General features: G+C 66.0%; 18 protein-coding genes. 6 read left to right on the top strand and 12 right to left on the bottom strand.

Annotated elements, in window-relative coordinates; all coding sequences use genetic code 11:
- Positions 1 to 4 precede the first annotated feature (4 nt).
- Entirely contained in the window at positions 5 to 976 is a 972-nt protein-coding gene (locus tag AB0N05_RS02195; RefSeq protein ID WP_364686405.1) for a hypothetical protein, read from the top strand.
- Positions 977 to 1101: 125 nt separating this feature from the next.
- Positions 1102 to 1740 carry a sensor domain-containing protein gene (locus AB0N05_RS02190; RefSeq protein ID WP_364686402.1) on the top strand — a complete coding sequence of 213 codons (639 nt, stop codon included), beginning with the start codon at positions 1102 to 1104 and terminating at the stop codon, positions 1738 to 1740.
- A gap of 19 nt (positions 1741 to 1759) precedes the next feature.
- Here the strand turns inward: AB0N05_RS02190 and AB0N05_RS02185 are convergent, their stop codons facing one another.
- The 3 genes from AB0N05_RS02185 to AB0N05_RS02175 are packed head-to-tail and all read right to left on the bottom strand — an operon-like array spanning position 1760 to position 3373.
- Positions 1760 to 2449, bottom strand: coding sequence for a hypothetical protein (locus AB0N05_RS02185; RefSeq protein WP_364686399.1), 690 nt, complete (start codon positions 2447 to 2449; stop codon positions 1760 to 1762).
- Between the two features lie 40 nt (positions 2450 to 2489).
- Positions 2490 to 2789, bottom strand: coding sequence for an antibiotic biosynthesis monooxygenase family protein (locus AB0N05_RS02180; protein WP_364686396.1), 300 nt, complete (start codon positions 2787 to 2789; stop codon positions 2490 to 2492).
- Positions 2790 to 2791: 2 nt separating this feature from the next.
- Positions 2792 to 3373, bottom strand: coding sequence for a TetR/AcrR family transcriptional regulator (locus tag AB0N05_RS02175; RefSeq protein WP_364686393.1), 582 nt, complete (start codon positions 3371 to 3373; stop codon positions 2792 to 2794).
- A gap of 108 nt (positions 3374 to 3481) precedes the next feature.
- Here AB0N05_RS02175 and AB0N05_RS02170 point away from each other — a divergent pair, with 108 nt between their 5' ends.
- Positions 3482 to 4312: a Sir2 family NAD-dependent protein deacetylase gene (locus tag AB0N05_RS02170; RefSeq protein ID WP_364686390.1), complete on the top strand. Its 831-nt coding sequence runs from the start codon at positions 3482 to 3484 to the stop codon at positions 4310 to 4312.
- A gap of 10 nt (positions 4313 to 4322) precedes the next feature.
- Here the strand turns inward: AB0N05_RS02170 and AB0N05_RS02165 are convergent, their stop codons facing one another.
- The 3 genes from AB0N05_RS02165 to AB0N05_RS02155 form a co-directional block, all read right to left on the bottom strand.
- On the bottom strand, positions 4323 to 5465 hold the full coding sequence (locus AB0N05_RS02165; protein ID WP_364686387.1) for a Fic family protein: 1143 nt from the start codon (positions 5463 to 5465) through the stop codon (positions 4323 to 4325).
- Positions 5466 to 5562: 97 nt separating this feature from the next.
- The gene (locus tag AB0N05_RS02160; protein WP_364686384.1) at positions 5563 to 6138 is read right to left on the bottom strand and encodes a TerD family protein; all 576 of its coding nucleotides are present in this window, start codon (positions 6136 to 6138) and stop codon (positions 5563 to 5565) included.
- Positions 6139 to 6285: 147 nt separating this feature from the next.
- Positions 6286 to 6795 (bottom strand): hypothetical protein, encoded by a 510-nt coding sequence (locus tag AB0N05_RS02155; protein ID WP_364686381.1) that lies wholly within the window; start codon positions 6793 to 6795, stop codon positions 6286 to 6288.
- Positions 6796 to 7332: 537 nt separating this feature from the next.
- On the opposite strand from AB0N05_RS02155, the gene AB0N05_RS02150 reads away from it, so the two are divergent.
- Positions 7333 to 8763: a stealth family protein gene (locus AB0N05_RS02150; RefSeq protein ID WP_364686378.1), complete on the top strand. Its 1431-nt coding sequence runs from the start codon at positions 7333 to 7335 to the stop codon at positions 8761 to 8763.
- A gap of 59 nt (positions 8764 to 8822) precedes the next feature.
- Here the strand turns inward: AB0N05_RS02150 and AB0N05_RS02145 are convergent, their stop codons facing one another.
- The 6 genes from AB0N05_RS02145 to AB0N05_RS02120 all read right to left on the bottom strand — a co-directional run bounded on the left by AB0N05_RS02145 (position 8823) and on the right by AB0N05_RS02120 (position 16399).
- Positions 8823 to 9773, bottom strand: a complete 951-nt coding sequence (locus AB0N05_RS02145; RefSeq protein WP_364686375.1) for a phosphodiesterase — start codon at positions 9771 to 9773, stop codon at positions 8823 to 8825.
- A 135-nt stretch (positions 9774 to 9908) separates the two neighbouring features.
- A complete protein-coding gene (locus tag AB0N05_RS02140) occupies positions 9909 to 11306 on the bottom strand; it encodes an MATE family efflux transporter (protein ID WP_364686372.1) in 1398 nt (465 codons plus the stop codon).
- On the bottom strand, positions 11303 to 12727 hold the full coding sequence (locus tag AB0N05_RS02135; RefSeq protein WP_364686369.1) for a cysteine synthase family protein: 1425 nt from the start codon (positions 12725 to 12727) through the stop codon (positions 11303 to 11305). Before AB0N05_RS02135 ends, AB0N05_RS02140 begins: the two co-directional genes overlap by 4 nt.
- Positions 12728 to 12940: 213 nt before the next feature.
- A complete protein-coding gene (locus tag AB0N05_RS02130; RefSeq protein ID WP_364686366.1) occupies positions 12941 to 14284 on the bottom strand; it encodes a Y4yA family PLP-dependent enzyme in 1344 nt (447 codons plus the stop codon).
- 46 nt (positions 14285 to 14330) lie between these two features.
- Entirely contained in the window at positions 14331 to 15320 is a 990-nt protein-coding gene (locus AB0N05_RS02125; protein WP_364686363.1) for an ornithine cyclodeaminase family protein, read from the bottom strand.
- Positions 15317 to 16399 carry a TauD/TfdA family dioxygenase gene (locus AB0N05_RS02120; protein WP_364686360.1) on the bottom strand — a complete coding sequence of 361 codons (1083 nt, stop codon included), beginning with the start codon at positions 16397 to 16399 and terminating at the stop codon, positions 15317 to 15319. The genes AB0N05_RS02125 and AB0N05_RS02120 overlap by 4 nt, the downstream gene beginning before the upstream one ends.
- Before the next feature lie 243 nt (positions 16400 to 16642).
- Between AB0N05_RS02120 and AB0N05_RS02115 the strand changes: the two genes are divergently transcribed.
- Together AB0N05_RS02115 and eno are read left to right on the top strand one after the other, a co-directional pair.
- Complete coding sequence (locus tag AB0N05_RS02115; RefSeq protein WP_364686357.1) at positions 16643 to 17380, top strand: lytic murein transglycosylase; 738 nt, start codon at positions 16643 to 16645, stop codon at positions 17378 to 17380.
- 77 nt (positions 17381 to 17457) lie between these two features.
- A complete protein-coding gene (gene eno / locus AB0N05_RS02110) occupies positions 17458 to 18744 on the top strand; it encodes a phosphopyruvate hydratase (protein WP_364686353.1) in 1287 nt (428 codons plus the stop codon).

Raw genomic sequence — 18744 nt, 5'->3', positions numbered from 1 at the left:
CGGTGTGCATGATGAGGCGCGCGAATCGGTGACCGAGTTCTACCCGAAGCGGTCGGGGACCATCGGTGGCCTGGCCTTCTTTCTGATCATGGCGGCACTGCCCGCAATGCTGGTCTTCGACTCCACCGCGGGCATCGGCCTGCGTGTTCTGGGCGGATTCTCCATGCTGCTGTTCGGGATCGGCGTGCTGGCCATGGCCCACGAGCTGATCAGGCCGCAGCCGACGCTGGTGATCACCGAGGCGGGATTCACGTACCTGGGTTATCCGCACGTGGCCTGGCATGAGGTCGAGCGGCTGCGCTTGCGGGTCGCGCGGTTGCGCACCGGGGGCCATGAGGAGCGGTTCGCCGAGGTGCTCATGCGCGATCCGGACGACTATCGCTCGCGGGTCATGGCATTGGGTGACGCGCGGGCCAAGCAGGCCGCCGACCGCCCGCTGTACCTGCTGCCCGCGCGGCTGCCGATTCCGATGGCCGAGGTGGTGGCGGCCATGGTGCACCATCACCCCGGCCTGAATGTCGGCTCGGGGGATGAGCAGTCCGAGCATGTGGCCGTGGTGCCGCGCTCGGCCGATCGGGACATGGTGGAGAGCGCGCTGATCAGTGCCCTCACCGAGGAGTTGCCCGACGGCTGGCAGCTTGCGGTGCTGTGGTTCTCGCTGGTGGGGGAGGACGGGCACGCGGGCATTCAGCTACAGCTCGGCGATGAGTCGGTCGATGACCTGAAACCGTCCGAAGAGGTGCTGGCGCTGGTGAATCGGCTCAAGGAAGTCTGCTACGACCAGATGACCGGAACCTGGCTGAGCGGGCAGGTCGCCATCAAGCTCGGCGAGGAGCGCGCCCAGTTCAAGCTGTCGTTCCAGGATGTCCCGGAGTGGCTGCCGGTACCTGATGCCGAGGAATGCCGCCGCGAACTCGCCGCCTACCCGCGCGCCGGTGACGAGATCCCGGAGTGGTTGCGCCAGCGCATTTCCTGAGCCGGGCGGTTCGCTGCTCCCGCCCGCTATGCTCATGCTGATTCGGGTTCAGAGGAGGGCCAATGCGGGGGCGTCGCATCGCCATCTGCCTGTCGCTACTGTTTTTGGTGGCGGGGTGCAGTCAAGTGACGAGCGGTACAGCAACACCGGACCCGGCGGTCCTCAAATTGCCGCGTCTGACACCGGACAAGATCGCCGACGTCATGCTGTCGATCGACGAGATGGGCAAGATCGTCGCCGCCACCGGCCTGGCGCAGAAGTTCGAGAACACGGTCCCCACCGCCCCGAACTTCACCTACAACCCCGCCGACTGCGCCCCCATGCTCTACACCGGTGACGCGGATACCTACGGCGACAAGTGGAATGGCTACCGCCTGCGCTCCCTGCAGGAACCGGGCGACAACTACGAGCACGCCATCTACCAGACCGTCACCACCTTCAAGAACTTCCTGGTGGCCGAGCAAATGGTCACCCACTACAAAGACGTCCTCGCCAAATGCCGCGACAAGGACGTCGTCACCACCCCCAAGGACAACAAGGGCACCCCCAGCACCCTCCACCTGACCCAAATCCCCCACAACTCGGACCCCGCAGCAACTTCCGTGGACTGGACCGTCTCCTCCAAGGGCAGCACCTGGGTCTGCTCCGACACCATGCGCACCCAGGGCAACGTCCTCATCGAAGTCTCCAGCTGCTCCTACTCCGACTCCCGCAGCTCAGCCGTCATCGCCGACCGCATAGCCAGCAAGGTCCGCCAGGTCTGACGGTTCGCGCGCGAATCCGCTAGACCGGCAACGGTTTACGCCAGTCACCGATCGTGACCGCGATCCGCTCGGTATGGCTGCCCGACCAGCTCACGTCCAGCCCCCGGCCCACCAGTGCGGCGACAATATGGCGACCCACCTCGGAATCGGTGCGCCGTGTCACCTCGGCATCGGCCTCCTCGTCACCCGCGGCTGCGGCATCGATCAGTGCCTGCGGCAAGTCGGGTAGCGCCCGGAACGCGCTGTAGCCCAGGAGCAATGCGGCCCCCGGCTCGGTGAGACGGGCCGCGTTCTGCTCGTGGAAGTACACGTACGCCCACTCCCGATAGCGATACCAGTCCGGCGGATTCGGATGCTCGGTCCGCTCGTCATCGATCTCGCCCGTCGCGCAGTTCGTACAACAGGCGAAGTTCATCCGTCCCAGGATCCCCTCTTCGGCCAGATCCGCGAAGGCGGCCGCCAGCCGGTCGTAATCCCCTGTCCCGGTCCAGTTCTCCTGCTCGGCCAGTCGCTCATGCCAGACTGTCAGGGCGAACGCTTCGGCGTCGGCCACGGAGGTGGTTTCCGCCTCCTGCTCCACCCACTCCCGCACATACTCGAGCACCGTGTCCAACGGCATGAATCCGGGCAATACGTATTCCCGGACGAGCCGCGTGAGCGCTTCGCTCTCATCGCGATCGTTCTTGTGATCCCCATCGGCTTCCAGCACGACCCGAACCTATCGCCCCCGACCGACAGGTCGTTCGAGCTCAGCGGATTTCGGCCTCGAGCTCATAGGTGGTGAGCCGATTGGAGTCGATGGGCGCATGGTCGGGCCAGGTGTGTGCGGCCCGGAAGGCTTCCGATCCGAGAAACGCGGAATAGGCCGCCGCATCGCTGAATTCGAGGATGGAGAGATAACCGCGTCCGGATTCCTGTGGCCGCAGCAGCCGGGCGGCGACGAGACCCGCAACGCCCGGCAGGGTGCCGCGCATGCTCGCCGTGAAATTGCGTTCGAAGACCTCGCGATTCTCCGGCGTGACGAACAGCTCATTGGCTACGACGAACATTGCTACTCCTCGAGATTCAGGGCTCGGTGGACGAATTGCAGAGTGTGGGGGAGGACCCGGTCGAGGGGTAGACCGGCGTCGAGTCGATCGATGGCGCGCCCGAGCGCTCCGTCGACCAGTTCGGCGGTCAATTCGGGATCGGTATCGCCGCGGTCGGCGAGGGCCCGGCGCAGTGGGGCCGCGAGATCCTGATGCGCCCGCGAGATGCGTTGCCGCGCGGCCTCGTCGCGTGGCACGCCACCTCCGAGAACCGCAATGCGGTGCGCCCCGGAACCGGCCAGCCCCAACGACGTGCGCACATACGCCTCGATCCGGGCATCCGCGTCCGGAGCCTGCTCGACGGCCGCCCGCACGGTGGCTGCCCACTCGGCGAAGGCGTCGGCGACTATCCGATCCAGGATCTCTTCCCCTGATCGGAAGTACTTGTAGATGCTGCTCCGTGCCAGACCGGTGGCCGCGCCGACCGCCGCGGGCGTGACGGCCGCGCGCCCGCCGCGCAGCAGGATTTCCCGCGCGGCGGCGAGTAGCGCGCCCTCCTGATTGGTGCGGTGTTCCGCCACGGTGGGTGCCTCGATCTTCGGCACGGGCGCTCCTCCCAACTTGGCGACACTGTGTCGCCAACATAGCACTTGGCGACATAGTGTCGCCATAGTTCGCCGCGCTGACCGCCCATCGGATGGAATGATCGACTCGTGACCGAACCCGGGATTGCCCGTGCGGCGGAACTGATCGAGTTCGCCGACGCCCTGTTGATCTGTACCGGCGCTGGAATGGGTGTCGACTCCGGGCTTCCCGATTTCCGTGGCACCCAAGGTTTCTGGAAGGCCTACCCGGTGTACGCCCACCTCGGGATGCGCTTCGAGGAAATGGCCGATCCGGTGCACTTCGCCCGGGATCCGGAACTGGCCTGGGGCTTCTACGGGCACCGCCTGGCCCTCTACCGGAAAACCGTGCCCCACAAGGGCTTCGAAATCCTGCGCGACTGGTCCGCGAACCTGCCCGGCGGCGGCCGAGTCCTCACCTCGAATGTGGACGGCCAATTCCAGCGCGCCGGTTTCCCCGAAGATCACATCACCGAGGTCCACGGCTCCATCCACCACCTGCAGTGCACCGACCCGGCATGTACCCAGAAGATCTATCCGGCCGACGATTTCGTCCCCCGCGTCGACGAATCCACCATGCGCGCCGAGCCCCCATTCCCCGCCTGCCCCACCTGTGGCTCCCCGGCCCGCCCCAACATCCTCATGTTCGCCGACTGGAACTGGCGCCCCGAACGCACCGACACCCAAACCCACCACCTCGACACCTGGCTGGCCAAGACAACCGGCCCCGGCCTGGTCGTCATCGAACTGGGCGCGGGCACCGCCATCGCCACCATCCGCCAGACCGCCGAATCCCTGGCCCACCCCGGCACCCTCATCCGCATCAACCCCCGGGACCCCGACCTTCCCCCAGCCGCCGGAGTCTCCCTCCCCATGCGAGCCGCCGCCGCCCTGACCGCCATCAGCGACCACCTGAGCTGACGCGACTCGGCTATCGCGGCTCGAGCAGTTCCGCGCGGAGCCGAGGGTAGGGGTCCACGATGTTGCGCGGAACATCTTCGCGCAAGAGGAGTTTGAGCTCGAGAAGTTGCTCGCCTGCTACGTAGTGGCGGGCGCGGGTCTCGCCGCGCGCGGCGAGCAGGTTGATATCGGTGAGGGCCTTCAGATCCCGAGACGCCGTGCGCTCGTCGATGCCGGCGCGAGTGAGGTAGCCGTGGCGGCGAATGCGGAAACCGATCAGGGCGTCATAGAGAATGTCGGCCACTCGGTCGGGAAGCTTGTGGGTTGCGACCAGTTCGTCGAGCCGGGACCAGGCCCGCTCGGTTCGCCGTATCCGGCCTTCGACGGTCTGCGCTTGGATGTCGTGGGCGCGAAGGTTGAACTTCATCCACAGCCGGGCGTCGTGGCGGGGATTCCAATTGCCCGCGCTCGAGCACGCCAGAACTCGGTAGTAGTCCTCGGTGTTCACCCCGAGCCACTCTTCGATGCTGCAGAATGTCGGTTCGGCGAGGCCGCCGCGCGACACCACAAGGGTTTGCAGGGCGCGCGCCATGCGTCCGTTGCCATCCCGGAATGGGTGGATCATCACCAGGTTCAGGTGCGCCATGGCTCCGGCGACGATCGGATCGGTCTCCGTGGCAAATGTTTTCACGAGTTCGGCCATCAGTGCCGGGACCATCGCCGACCCGGGGCCCTCGTATACGGCGTCGCCGGTATTGTCCTCGCGAACGTAGATCGGGCCGCTCCGGTACTGGCCCGGGCTCTTGCTCAGGTCGTGACCCAGCATCATGAAATGCAATGCCTTGAGTGCCGATTCGTCGATCGGCGCGGTTTCCTGGGCGATGGTGAGGACATAGCCGAGCGCCTGCCGATACCCGCGAATCTCGGCGAAGGTCCGCTCATCGGCGGTGAGTGCCTCTTCGTAGTCGACGGCGGCGGCGGCGTCATCGGTCTCGACCACGTAGCCCTCGATGCTGTTGGAGCCGCGAATGGCCCGAGCCATCAGATTGCGGCGAAGCAGACCCGGCCACCGCTTGGGTACGCGCATCGCGGACGACAAGGCGTCGCGGCGGCGATAGATGCCGGCCAGTACGGCTTGATCGATATCGTCGAGTTCGGGTGTCGCGTAGAGCACGGATCCGTCCTCCCATGTCCTGATGTCTCTAATCTTAGGACAAAAAGACTAGATATGTCCTTAAACTCAGGACATCAGGACGCGGGAGAAAGGGCTATCAGACGTTGACGCCGTAGTCGCGGGCGATGCCGCCGAGGCCGGAGGCGTAGCCCTGGCCGATGGCGCGGAACTTCCATTCGGCGCCGTGGCGGTAGAGCTCGCCGAAGACCATGGCGGTTTCGGTGGAGGCGTCCTCGGTGAGGTCGAAGCGGGCCAGTTCGGCATTGGTCACGGCGTCCACCACGCGGATGTAGGCGTTGCGGACCTGGCCGAACGACTGGTGCCGGTTGTCGGCGTCGTGGATGGAGACCGGGAAGAAGATATTGGTGATGGTCGGCGGCGTGGCGGCCAGGTCGACATTGATCACCTCGTCGTCACCGTCGCCCGCGCCGGTGAGGTTGTCACCGGTGTGCTCGATGGTGCCTTCCGGCGAGCGCAGGTTGTTGTAGAACACGAAATGCCCGTCGGACAGCACTCGCTGGTTCGGTCCACAGACCAGCGCGCTGGCATCCAAGTCATAGTCCGCACCGGTCGTGGTGCGCACGTCCCAGCCGAGGCAGACCGCGACCTTGGTCAAGTTCGGGGCCTGCTTGGACAGCGAAACATTTCCGCCCTTGGCCAAAGTGACTGACATGATCTCCTTCCCCGCGGCGCCATTCACACCGCATCCCCGCCCCATTATGGTGGAAATCTTGATCACGGCGGCGTCGCGCCTGAAATGTCCGGTTCTGCGGTAATCCCGACGAACGGGCCATCAATCGGCCCGGTACCGAGTGGAGCCTCAGTTGCGTTCTGCCGCGATGGCTTTCAAGGTCGCCACCCGCTTCTCCAGGTAGCGGAGCTCGGTGGGATCGAGCACTGTCCGCTGGATGCCGGTGAGGACCGCGAAGGCCGACTGCCGATGATCGTCGATCACCGTCACGTCGATGGCGACGGCCACGTAATCGTCCGCATCGGGTAGCGGGTCGGCCACCACGCGTGCCTTACCGCGGGCGCACAGCGCCACATTGCCGCCGCCCAGGATCAACAGGGCGACCTCAGGGCGCTCACGCAGGCGAGCCAGGGAGCCGCGATCGGACTTGAGGCTCAGTAGGATCCGTCTGTCCCCGGCGCGCACCGGCCAGGAGACCGGAATGGCATGTGGTGCCGGGTCCGCGGTGACCAGGACGGCGATGGTGTCGAGCGGCCATTCGGGCAGGGCGTCCAGTTCGGGGTGGTCGGGCTCCGCCGCATGCGGCTCGGGCTGCGACATAGTCGAGGACTCCTGACGTTCCCGCGCTTCGGCTACCATGTGCCTCACCTCACGATCGGGTACCAACACAGCGGGCTGGACTGTGTTGCCATGAAGTGTATGCCGTTGCCGCCGTAGCCCGCTGGGCTCCACAGCGGGGGTCCGGAGCGCACGGCGCGCCCGATTTGCCGGTTACGGATGTGAAAACACCTGTAGACCTGCGGGGGAATGGATTGACGGGAACCGATAACGGTTGCATCATTTCGTTACAGTCCCTCGTCCAATCGAGGTCTTGCGAGTAGCCGGCCGATGACCGTCCGGTGAAGATCGTCCATCGCCTCCGGTGTCGACGAACGCAAACAATTACCACCGTCCGACGCGTCACCGCGTCAACCGAACAGAGTGAGGTGAGTGCGAATGGGGTACCGGCCGTACCTGCGACGACCGCCGACTATGGCCACCGGTGCCCCGGTCTCACGCGCTCTCTGCTCCGCCCCGTTCTTCTGAATGCGCACAACAGCTTTCGTGACCCGGTACCGGGCCACGAGTGCGCCGGTGTCAGACGTGAGGTGAAGAGTGCGACAGAGGGAGACGGTGATGGTGGACATGGTGGGCGGCTCGGTGGCGGCCAACCTGGTGGTATCGACGGCGGTAATCGACGATCTGCGGTATCTGCGCGGCGAGATGACGGCGTCGGATGTGCCGTACCTGCTGGTGCGGGATTCGAGTCATCGGCTGGTGCTGTCGGTGGACAGCGCGTACCGATCCGCGCTGCGCCGGGTGCTGGGCGCGGCCATGATGGCGGGTTTCATCTGCAATGAGAAGCAGCACAATGTGTTCCGGCTGGGCCGGGATCTGGACACGGCGCATCACGTGGACATCGAACTGTGGGAGTACCACGGCGACACCGTGGAGTGCCCGCGCCCCAATGCCTTGACCCGCAATGTGTTCGACGTCGCCGACGTCGAGCCGACCACGGTGCTGCTCTACGACGCCAGCTGGCCCACCCTGGACGGCATGTTCAGCCCGCACCCCACCGATGTCGCGTTCGATATCGACATCGTGTTCTCGTGGGTGGACGGCAGCGATCCCGAATTCCGTGCCCGCCGTGCGGGAATGCTCGCGCAGGTGGTGGTCGGCGAGGGCGATGAGGCCGATGCCCGCATCCGCCAGATCGACGAACTGCGCTACGCCCTGCGCTCGGTGCACAAGAACGCGCCGTGGATTCGCCGCATCTTCATTGCCACCGATTCCCGCGTCCCGGACTGGCTGGCCGACGATCCGAAGGTGACCGTGGTCCGCGCGGTGGATCATTTCGCCGATCTCAGCGGCCTGCCGGTCTTCAATTCCCATGCGGTGGAATGCCAGTTGCAGCACATCGACGGCCTGTCCGAGCACTTCCTGTACTCCAATGACGACATGTTCTTCGCCCGCCCCGTGCGCCCGGCCATGTTCTTCACCCCCGCGGGCATCAGTCGCTATATCGAGGCGGGCACCCGAATCGGCCCGGGCGCCAACAATGAACGCCGCAGCGGCTTCGAGAACGCGGCCCGCATGAACCGGCAACTGCTGACCCAGCGCTTCGGCCACATCATCACCAGGCATCTGGAACACACCCCGGTTCCCTTGCGGCGCAGCGTCCTACTGGAAATGGAGCAGGCCTTCCCCGACGATTTCGCCCGCACCCGGACCAGCCGCTTCCGGTCGGCCACCGATATCTCGGTGACCAATTCCCTCTATCACTACTACGCCCTGCTCACCGGCCGCGCGGTCCCGCAGGAGACCGCCAAGATGCGCTACGTGGACACCACCATGTACACCGGCCTCGCCCTGCTCGACGGCCTGGCCCGGCGCCGCAATGTGGACTTCTTCTGCCTCAATGACGGCAGTTTCCCCGAGGTCCCCGAAGCAGAGCGAGTCCGCGCGGTATCGGAGTTTCTGGACACCTACTTCCCGGAGCCGGCTCCCTGGGAAAAGCCCGACACCACAGCCGGTTCCATAGCGGCCTTCGAGTCCGGAGCGGCCTGAGTCCCGCTCCCGTGGCTCCCGCCCCCGGCATTCCTTCCGGGAATGACGGGGGCAGGTAGCTAAGAGAACGATTCGTCGGACTCCGGGGCATTGGCGCGGCGGTTCAGCACGTGCGGGATGCGCGCGGCGGGCGGAATCACGATTCCGGCGTCGGCGAGTCTTTTGGCGGCCTGCTCGGGGTTCGCGGGCTCACCCACCGTCGGCCCGGCGCCCAGCGGCACCACCGAGTGCACGATCGTCTCGGGGTAGATGTGCACGTAGTTGAAGGCCTGTGCGCCGTCGCGCCCGCGCTGGCCGCCCTCGGCCACGGCCATATCCTGGCTGTAGCAGGTGGCCGACGCGACCGAGACGGGAATGCCCGCGAAGGTGGCGCTGGTCGAGAAGTGCAGGTGCCCAGCCAGAATCGCGCGCACATCGGTGCCGTCGAGCACGTCCGCGAGGCGGCGCTGATCGCGCAGTTCCACCATCACAGCCAGGTCCTGCACGCAGGGGATGGGCGGATGATGCATGGCGAGAATGGTGCCGAACGGTGCGGGCTCGGCGAGAATGTCGCGCAGCCAGGCCAATTGGGCCTCGGTGATCTCGCCGTAGTGGTGGCCGGGCACGGTGGTGTCGAGGGCGATGATGCGCAGCCCGTCGAACATGTGCACGCGGTCGAACGGTGCGCCGGAAGGTGTTTCGTCCAGCAGGGTCTCGCGCAGGACGGCGCGGTCGTCGTGATTACCTGCCACCCAGACCAGCGGCGCGCCGATGCGCGCCGCCCACGGCTCCACCATGGCGCGCAGCTTGCGGTACGCGCCCGGCTCGGCCTTATCGGTGAGGTCGCCGGTGAAGACGATGGCGGTGGGGGTGATGCGGCTGTGCTCGGCCTGGCCTAGCAGCCGGTGTAGGCGCGCTTGCGCATCCACCGCGTCGTACAGATCGGCGTCGGCGGCGATCAGGTGTGTGTCGCTGAAATGGAACAGAACATGATCTGCTCTCGGGTGCTCGGCGACTCGCGAGATGTGCACGGACATCCTCCCCGGCATGTATTGGTACGCCTTTGGCTTGCCCATTCCGTCGCAAGAATAGTCAAAGCTGTTTCTTTCAGCGTGCCCACGTCCAGTGACGACATGCTTGCGGGAAGGTGAGTTTTACATGTCGGCTCAGTGCCCGAGGCTACCCGCCAGCACGCGGGGATATTCCTGTTCACGCAGGTGCAGCAGGGTGAAGTAGCGGCGCAGCATCAGAACAGCGGTGGTGGCCAATCCGGCCGTCAGGCCCCACCAGACCCCGGCCGCCCCCAAATGCGCCGGGAAGGCAAGAAGCAAAGCCGTGGGCAATCCCACACCCCAGTAGCCGACCAGGGACAGCCGGAATCCGGCCTGAGTGTCCTTGAGCCCGCGCAACAGACCGACCCCTATGTTCTGCGCCGCGTCGAAGAATTGCAGCACGATGGCGATCAACAGCAGGCTGTGCGCCAGCTCCACGGTGGCGCTGTCGCTGTCGGCCAGGAACGGCCGCAGCACCCAGTCCGGGGCCACCACGTAGGCGACACCGGTGACCGCCACGACCACTCCCGCATACCGCAGCGCCAGCCACGCGACCGAGCGCGCATGCGGATACTCATCGCGCGCCACCGCCTTGCTGACCAGAATCGACGAGCCGTGCGAGAGCCCGATCGCCACCTGGAACACGATGTACACGATCTGATAGACGACATTGTGTGCCGCCAGCGCCGCCGCCCCCAGGCTGCCCATCACCAGCGCCAGCACCGAGAACATCCCCGCCTCGGACCCATAGGTGAGCGCGATCGGCGTCCCCAGCTTCAACTCATCGCGCACCGTGGCCATGCGCACCGGCCACATCCGAAGCGGCAGCGTCGCACCGAGTTTCGCATCCCGCCGCACCATGGCCCAGAACACCCCGAAGGTGATCAGAAAAACCAGCGAGGTGGCCACCCCGACCCCGGTCAGCCCCAGCTCGGGCAGAAACGCCCACCCATGCATGAACCCCAACGCCAGCACCACATTGAGCGCCACCGACCCCAACGTCACCAGCAGCAGCGCCTGCGGCCGCTGCATCCCCACCGTGTACTGCCGCAACACCTGAAACCACAAGCACGGCAACAACCCCGGCGCCAACGCCACCATCATCGGCCGCGCCTCACCCAACACCGAGGCATCCTGCCCCAGCCACTGCAATGACCACCCCAGCCCGATCAACAACACCCCACCGAGCAACCCGGCAATGGTCGCGATCAAAAAACTGGACCGCACCACATCCCGAACCTCGGCATCGACCCCCCGCCCCCGCTTCTCCCCCTGACTGACCACAGTCGCCACCTGATTACCCGTCCCGGTAATCAACCCCACACACATGGTCCGAATCTGGTTGAACAACACCATCGCCAACCCACCCGCGGCAACCTCCGCCACCCCGAGCGTCCCCATCAACGCGATATTCGTAGTCGACACCGCAACCTGAGCAAGCTGCGTCAAAGCAATAGGCGTGGCAAGTGACGTGAGTTGCCGCCCATCGGATTGCCGAGGGCCGGAAATCATTGGGCCGCTACCCCGTTCAGGGCGGGCTCGGCCGGATCCACTTCCGCGGTGATCGTGGGCACCAGGATTGTGTGTGTTCCGGCGGGTTGCGGCGCGTCTGCTCGGCGCATGCTCGCGATCGCCCGGTCGACCATGGTCGCCTGCTCGTGCAGCCGCTTGCGGTGGTTCTCCAGCGCGTGCAGCATGCTGTCGTCGCTGTCGGCGGACAGTGCCCCACTGATCTCGTCGAACGGCATATCCATCAGGTGGAGTTGATGAATCAGCTTGGCCTTGGGCACCTGCTGGTCGACATAGTCGCTCAGCGTCGCACCGGTGAGCCCGTTCTCGACGGCGAAGGTATCCGGCAGGCCGTAGTGCAGGTCGCGCAGCACCTTGATCTCACGCGGGTCGGGCCGGTTCGGCGGCGCGAAGGATCGCAGCATCCGCGTGACCTCGGCCTCGCGTTGCCGGTCGATCAGGTCGCGGTCGCTCATCCATTCGTCGTCGAACACCGTGTCAAGGTACTTCTCGCCGTCATCGTTGATGATCACGACCACGGTCGAGTGATGCGGGTACTCCTCGAGCCTCGTCAGCGCCGCGTACACGGAACTCCCGGAGGAACCGCCGATCATCAGACCGACTTCGGCGGCCAGCGCGCGGGTGGTGGCGAAGGCGTCGACATCGGAGACCTTGAGACGGTCCTTCTCGGCGATCAGGTGCAGATCCTGGTCGACCTGCGCGCCGGGCTCGGCGCCGAGCGGAGTCCCCGTCCCCGATTGCCAATAGTCGTGTGCGGGACCGCCGAACGCTATCGACCCTTCCGGCTCCACACCGACCAGCCGCGGCTCGCGGCCCAGCTGGCGCAAGCCCTGCGCGGTACCGAAGAGGGAGCCGCCGGTGCCGACCGCACCGATGAGCACATCGATGTGATCGAGATCCGCGACCAACTCCTCGGCAAGTGCGAAATAGCCGATGCCATTGGCCAGATTATTGTGCTGGGCCGGGAAGTAGGCGGTGTGGCCTTCCTCTTTGGCCAGCTTCTCGGCCAGATCTTCACGAGCGGAGGTAGCGAGGCTGTCGTCGCCCTCGTCGGCGACGAATACGAGTTTCGCTCCCATGGCCTTCATGGCATTCAACTTGGCCTGGCAGGCATGGTGATCGACGACGGCGGTGAAGCGATATCCGCGCTCGCGCGCCACAACGGCGAGTCCGAGTCCGGTATTGCCGGAAGTCGATTCGATAATGTGCCCGCCGGGTTCGAGAAGTTTGCGGCGTTCGGCTTCCAGCACCATGGCGCGCGCCATCCGGATCTTGGCGGCACCGGTCGGATTCATGGTCTCGAGCTTGAGGAACAACCTCGTTCCGGTCATGGGGCTCACCGCGAGCTCGAACAATGGGGTCTGCCCGATCAGCTCCGACACGCGCCTGGCGATAACCGGCATCGAGAACGTCAGCTCCTTCAGAGTTCAGTGAGGTTCGGCCGATCGGTGCCCGGCGCATTGGTATGGATATCGCCGGTGGCAGCTCAGCGATTCGTGCCGTTACCAGATCGTGGTATTTCTGAGGCAAGAAAACAATAGTGCACGTGCATCTGCACGGCCAGCGCAGAAGAAAGAAAGCGGCGTGCCGCGGTCCAGGAGTCTGCTTACTCCGGATCAGGTATCGGGTGCCCACCCGAATTGTCCGTTGCCGCCCTGTAAAACGATCTTCGGCGGAATGGGTAGCTGATGGAAAGCGGATTCGTTGCTATCCATTTGATAGCCCGCGGTATTGGGGTAGATCAACAGGTCGTCCGTTTCGGCGAGGCGGGGAAGCGGGATGCGCCGCCAGCTGAGCATGTCGGCTTCGAGGCAGGAGGATCCGCCCACGCAGGTCGGTGTCATCGTCCCGGGGCGGCGCGGCCACAACACCGGATCGGGCAGGTATTCGCTGTCGAACCACTGCTCGGACAGGCTCAGGCTGGTGCCGTTCACGGTCAGAATCCGGTACGGATGCCCCAGCGCGGTCCGGGTTTTCACGCCCTGCACCTGGAATACGGTGCTCCCCGCCCGATCCAGCAGGGCCCGCCCGGGCTCGATTGCGAGTCGAATTCCCGCGTCGCGCAGGCGGTTTGCCAGCCCGCCGTGCTCGAGAATCGCCTCCAGCATGGCCGGGCCGGGCTTGGGGAAGTGGTAGGGGTAGTAGAGGCTGTGATTCTGAATCCGGCCGCCGTGAAACCAGCGTGGGTTCACGCCCTCGCGGAACGCCCGCCATGCGGCCGCGGGCACATAGTCCACTCCGAAGCCGCCGCCGATGGAGATCGTGGTAACCGGATGGCCCCGGCGCAACGCGTCATGGCAGCGGTCGAGCAGTTCCGCGGCCAGCGCGGCGCGCGGCGCGATCTTGTAGCCGGTGAGGTGAAAACTGAACCCCTCCAGCCGAACCGACTCCGCCCGCACCAGCTGCATGGCATGGTCGAGTTCGGTGGCGTCCATGCCGAATCGGCTATTGGACTCGTCGGGCTGCACCCGCAGTAATACGCGCGCCGCGATGCCGGTGTCGATCAGGCGGGCGAGTTCATCCGGGGAATCGACGGCGATCAGCGCACGGTGCCCCGCCGCCTTCCGCAGCAGTTCATCGGATTTGGCGGGTCCGGTGACCATGAGCGCGCGACCGCGAATTCCACCGGCCAGGGCCGCGTCGAACTCGCCGATACTGGAAACATCCACGCCCGCACCCGCTTCGGCGCAGGCATCCACCACGCAGGAGGCTTTATTGGCTTTCTTCCCGTAGTAGATGGCCCCCACCACCCCGGCACGGTCGAATACTTCCTGGAATGCGCGAATATTCGCGATCACGGTTTCGGGATGCATGACGTGAAACGGTCCGCCGATCCGATCGGCGATGGTGCGCAGCAGATTCGGATGCGCCAGCAGGCGCTCTTCCCATTCGGCACGGTGCGCGGGCATCGGCGCGGCCGTAATGTCGCAGATCTCGGACGGCACTGTCAGGGTCTTCATGGTGTCCGTCAGGGCGCTCTCCCTTCGTCGGCGGACCCGGCGCGGGTCAATCCCATAGCGACACCTCCGTTCCGCGGCCCTCGGAGATGGCGCGATTGGCCAGGGCGTGCGCGACCGCGATATCGGTCAGCACGAGGCCGCTGTTGTACACGAAGATGCGTTCGTCATCGGTGACTCGGCCGACGGCGCGGCGTTCCAGGATCTGGGGTAGCTCCGCGTCGACCCGGCGTAGTCGGCCGTCCGGACCGGCCATATCGGTTCCGGTGAGCGCCATTTGCTCGGCGCTGGTGGCGATCACCCGATCCGCCTCGATCAAGGTGGAGGGGGCGAGGCCGTAGCCGACCAGCACGACCGTCGCTCCCGGCTGTAAGTCCTTGGCCTCGATGGCGACCCGGGTGCCGGGCCCGGCGGTGGCGAGAATGACGTCCGCGGTGCGGGCGGCCTCGATCGGATCGCTGACGATCTCCAATTCGGCCTGCGGATGGTGTTGCAGCAGACCCTGATACACGGCCTCCAGCCCCTCCGGGTGGGTGCCGTAGAGCATCAGCCGATTCAGGTGCGGATTGGCGGCGAGCAAGTGCGGCAACGCATTCCGGCCCTGGGTTCCGGTGCCGATCAGCAGCACGCTGCGCGCCCCGGGCCGCGCGGTCTCCCGCACCAGCAGCGCGGACACCGCCGGTGTGCGCAGCGCGCCGACCCGGGCGCAGTCCATCATGGCGATGGGCATGCCGGTCGTGTCGTCGTACAGGGTGATCGTCGTGAAATACCTTTTGTTGCTTCGATCATGGTGCGGATCGAACTTGTAGGAGGTCTTCATGGCCACCACCCGACGACGGCCGTCGCGGCCGAGCATGGCGTAGGCCACCGACCACCCATCCGGATGGGCGACGCTGAGCTTTCGCGGATTATCCGAATCTCCGGCCGCGAAGGCGAGGTACGCGTCCTCCACGGCACGCACCACCTCGGCCGGGCTGATCGGGACGTCCGCTAGGTCGCTGCGGCTGAGTACCCGCAGCGGAGTAGGTCGGGAATTCACGTGTGGTTACCTTCGATGATGGGGCGGAACGGCGTGACCGTGCGCTGGCCGTAGCCATCCTCGGCGGCCTCGGACGCGTCGCGACGACGCTGGGGCAGCCGGATATTCACCCGCTTGAGCCAGCGGTCGGTGCCGTCGTATCGGGGGGTGAACGGCACCCGTCCGTGCACCACAACGTCATTGTCCACCAGGAGAAGTTCTCCCGGGGTCAAAGCGGCGGTGATGCACACCCTTTCGAGCTCCGTGCTCAAATGCTCGTAGGAGGCCTGGAATTCGGGGTCGGCGTCCTGGAGTGGCGTGTACGCCGGATCGAATCGCAGGGTGAGCCGCCCCTCGTCGGTGCCGAGCGTGGCGACCGGGGGAGCGGGCACGGTGGGGAAGTCGGTGCCGTAGGAGACGTCCGGCAGGATCGGCAGCCGCGCCTGTTCGAGCCGTTCTCGTTGCGCCCCATCGAGTTTCACGCGCCGCACCGAGGAAACCGTGGTCCCGACCCGGTCCGGATTGCGCAGGCAGCCCAGCATGAGCAGATTGGCGCGCAGCGGGCTGAAGGCGTCCTCGGTGTGCGGGCTGAGCAGGGCCTTGCTGCTGGCTCCCGACTGCTCCAACTCATGTCCCGGGGTCGGCACGATGTTGTTCACCAGCCGCCCCGCCTGCTGCCCCTGCCAGCCGAATGGTTCTCCCGCACAGCGGGCGAGCAGCAGCATGGCGATATCGAGCTCGAACGATTTGGCGCAGCGCCCCGCGTCTCCGGCCCAGGCGGCGGCCTCGCGCCAGTCGACCGGTGTGATGCCGAGTTCCTCGTCGCTCAGCGGTAGCCGTCCGATGACTGTCACTCCCGCCTCGGTGGCGGGCGCGCGCATGGCCTCGTGCACGGCGGCGGGCAGTTCGCGGAATCGGTCGTCGATGTGACGCAGCAGGACCGGGTCGGCGAGGGTGGTGGCTATCGCCGGATCGGGTCCGACTGTGATTGCGATCTCAGCAGCGAGCGCGCGAATCGCATGTCCCGCGTCCTCCGGCCAGTCGCGTCGTTCGAGTTCTGATGGGTGAAGCGTCTTACGTTCGGAGAGAACGCTTTTCACCAGGGGTGTACCTTCCAGGCGTTGGAGGTAGGGCAGGATTTTTGCACTCGGCGAGTGAGGCTATAAGGCTCAGGTAAATATGGCAAGGCTTACCTAATGGTGTGTCGCAGAAATAGCTGAGAGGTATCAAAGGCTAGCGGGGAGGGTAACCGAATCGCATCGATCGGGGCGACTCGTGCGTGCGGACGTTCACGGTCCTGGTTGGTGGCCCGATGAATCTGGATGATGAGAGGGGTGTACCCCATGAAGGCTGGCGCTCGTGCCGCTCTGTCTCGCGCCGGTCTGCTCGGCTCGGTGGCTGCTCTGGTGCTGCTGACGGGTTGCGGGACAACCGATCTCACGCCGATTCCGGAGGGGGTGCCGCCGGGGGTGGGTGCGCCGTTGCCGCCGATCGACCTGGATGCGGCCGGGCGCAGCGCTGTTCAGCTCAGCGGGTGGGCGAAGGAACAGGACAGTACGGGCATTTCGCGGACTGCGCTCGAGGCGTATGGGTATGCGGCGGCGGTCATGGCGCGATCGCGGCCGGACTGTGGGATCGCGTGGACCACTATCGCGGGGATCGCGAGCGTCGAGAGTCGGCATGGCACGCACCACGGTGCGAGCGTCGGCGATGACGGGAAGGTGAGTCCGCCGATTCGTGGCCTCGCCCTGGATGGGTCGCCCGGCGTGGCTCTGGTCAAGGACACCGATGGTGGGAAGCTGGATGGGGATTCGGTGTACGACCGTGCCATGGGGCCGTTTCAGTTCATTGCGGAGACGTGGCAGCGCTACGGAGTCGACGCGAATGGTGATGGGATCGCCGATCCGGACAATATCGACGATGCGTCATTGACGGCCGCGCGCTATCTCTGTGTCAGCGGCGGCGACCTGACGGGTGCCCCCGGCTGGGAGAAGGCCCTGCTCACCTACAACCAGTCCGCCGTCTATATGAAAACCGTGCGTGACCGCGCCGCCGCCTACAGCGTCGGCAGGCGAGGCTGACGGTCCTGTTAGGCTCGCTGGCAGCACGGGCATGCCGTGCGACCTGCCGTGTTAAGCAGCCGAAGGAGTGTCGTTTCGTGGCCATCATCGAACAGGTCGGAGCTCGCGAGATTCTGGATTCGCGTGGCAACCCCACTGTCGAGGTCGAGATCGCTCTCGACGACGGCACCCTCACTCGCGCGGCCGTGCCCTCCGGCGCGTCCACCGGTGAGCACGAGGCCGTCGAGCTGCGTGACGGCGGCGACCGCTACCAGGGCAAGGGTGTGCGCAAGGCCGTCGAGGGCGTCCTCGACGAGATCGCGCCGGCCGTGATCGGCCTGGATGCCGTCGAGCAGCGCACCGTCGACCAGACCCTGCTGGATCTGGACGGCACCCCGGACAAGTCCCGCCTGGGCGCGAATGCGCTGCTGGGTGTTTCGCTCGCCGTGGCCCGCGCGGCCGCCGAGTCCTCGGGCCTGGAGCTGTTCCGCTATGTCGGCGGCCCGAACGCCCACGTGCTGCCGGTGCCGATGATGAACATCCTCAATGGTGGCGCGCACGCCGACACCAGCGTCGATGTCCAGGAATTCATGATCGCCCCGATCGGCGCGCCCACCTTCAAGGAGGCGCTGCGCTGGGGCACCGAGGTCTACCACACCCTCAAGTCGGTGCTGAAGGCTCAGGGCCTGGCCACCGGTCTGGGTGACGAGGGCGGTTTCGCGCCGGACGTCGCGGGCACCAAGGCCGCGCTGGACCTGATCTCCTCGGCCATCGAGAAGGCCGGATACAAGCTGGGCACGGACATCGCGCTGGCTCTCGACGTGGCCGCCACCGAGTTCTACACCGCCGGACAGGGTTACAAGTTCGAGGGTCAGATCCGCTCGGCCGCCGAGATGAGCGCGTTCTACGCCGAACTGCTGGGCCAGTACCCGATCGTCTCCATCGAGGACCCGCTGTCCGAGGATGACTGGGACGGCTGGGTCGCCCTGACCGACGAGATCGGCGACAAGGTGCAGCTGGTCGGCGACGACCTGTTCGTCACCAACCCGGAGCGTCTGGAAGAGGGCATCGCCAAGGGCGCGGCCAACGCGCTCCTGGTGAAGGTCAACCAGATCGGCACCCTGACCGAGACCCTGGACGCCGTGGACCTGGCCCACCGCAATGGCTACAAGACGATGATGAGCCACCGGTCCGGCGAGACCGAGGACACCACCATCGCCGACCTGGCCGTGGCCGTCGGCTCCGGCCAGATCAAGACCGGCGCTCCGGCTCGCTCCGAGCGGGTCGCCAAGTACAACCAGCTGCTGCGCATCGAGGATGCCCTCGGTGACTCGGCACGCTACGCGGGAGATGTCGCCTTCCCGCGTTTCGCGTTCGAAGGCTGA

The organism is Nocardia sp. NPDC051030, from assembly GCF_040683015.1.
GTDB lineage: Bacteria > Actinomycetota > Actinomycetes > Mycobacteriales > Mycobacteriaceae > Nocardia.
The sequence above is the reverse complement of the archived record's forward strand: the minus strand, read 5'-3'. Positions and strand labels throughout refer to the sequence as shown.

Coding starts and splice junctions, on each gene's coding strand:
- AB0N05_RS02180 (WP_364686396.1), bottom strand. CDS start 2,789: ATGTTCGTCGTAGCCAATGAGCTGTTCGTCACGCCGGAGAATCGCGAG.
- AB0N05_RS02150 (WP_364686378.1), top strand. CDS start 7,333: ATGGTGGACATGGTGGGCGGCTCGGTGGCGGCCAACCTGGTGGTATCG.
- AB0N05_RS02140 (WP_364686372.1), bottom strand. CDS start 11,306: ATGATTTCCGGCCCTCGGCAATCCGATGGGCGGCAACTCACGTCACTT.
- AB0N05_RS02115 (WP_364686357.1), top strand. CDS start 16,643: ATGAAGGCTGGCGCTCGTGCCGCTCTGTCTCGCGCCGGTCTGCTCGGC.
- AB0N05_RS02155 (WP_364686381.1), bottom strand. CDS start 6,795: ATGGTAGCCGAAGCGCGGGAACGTCAGGAGTCCTCGACTATGTCGCAG.
- AB0N05_RS02130 (WP_364686366.1), bottom strand. CDS start 14,284: ATGAAGACCCTGACAGTGCCGTCCGAGATCTGCGACATTACGGCCGCG.
- AB0N05_RS02135 (WP_364686369.1), bottom strand. CDS start 12,727: ATGCCGGTTATCGCCAGGCGCGTGTCGGAGCTGATCGGGCAGACCCCA.
- AB0N05_RS02160 (WP_364686384.1), bottom strand. CDS start 6,138: ATGTCAGTCACTTTGGCCAAGGGCGGAAATGTTTCGCTGTCCAAGCAG.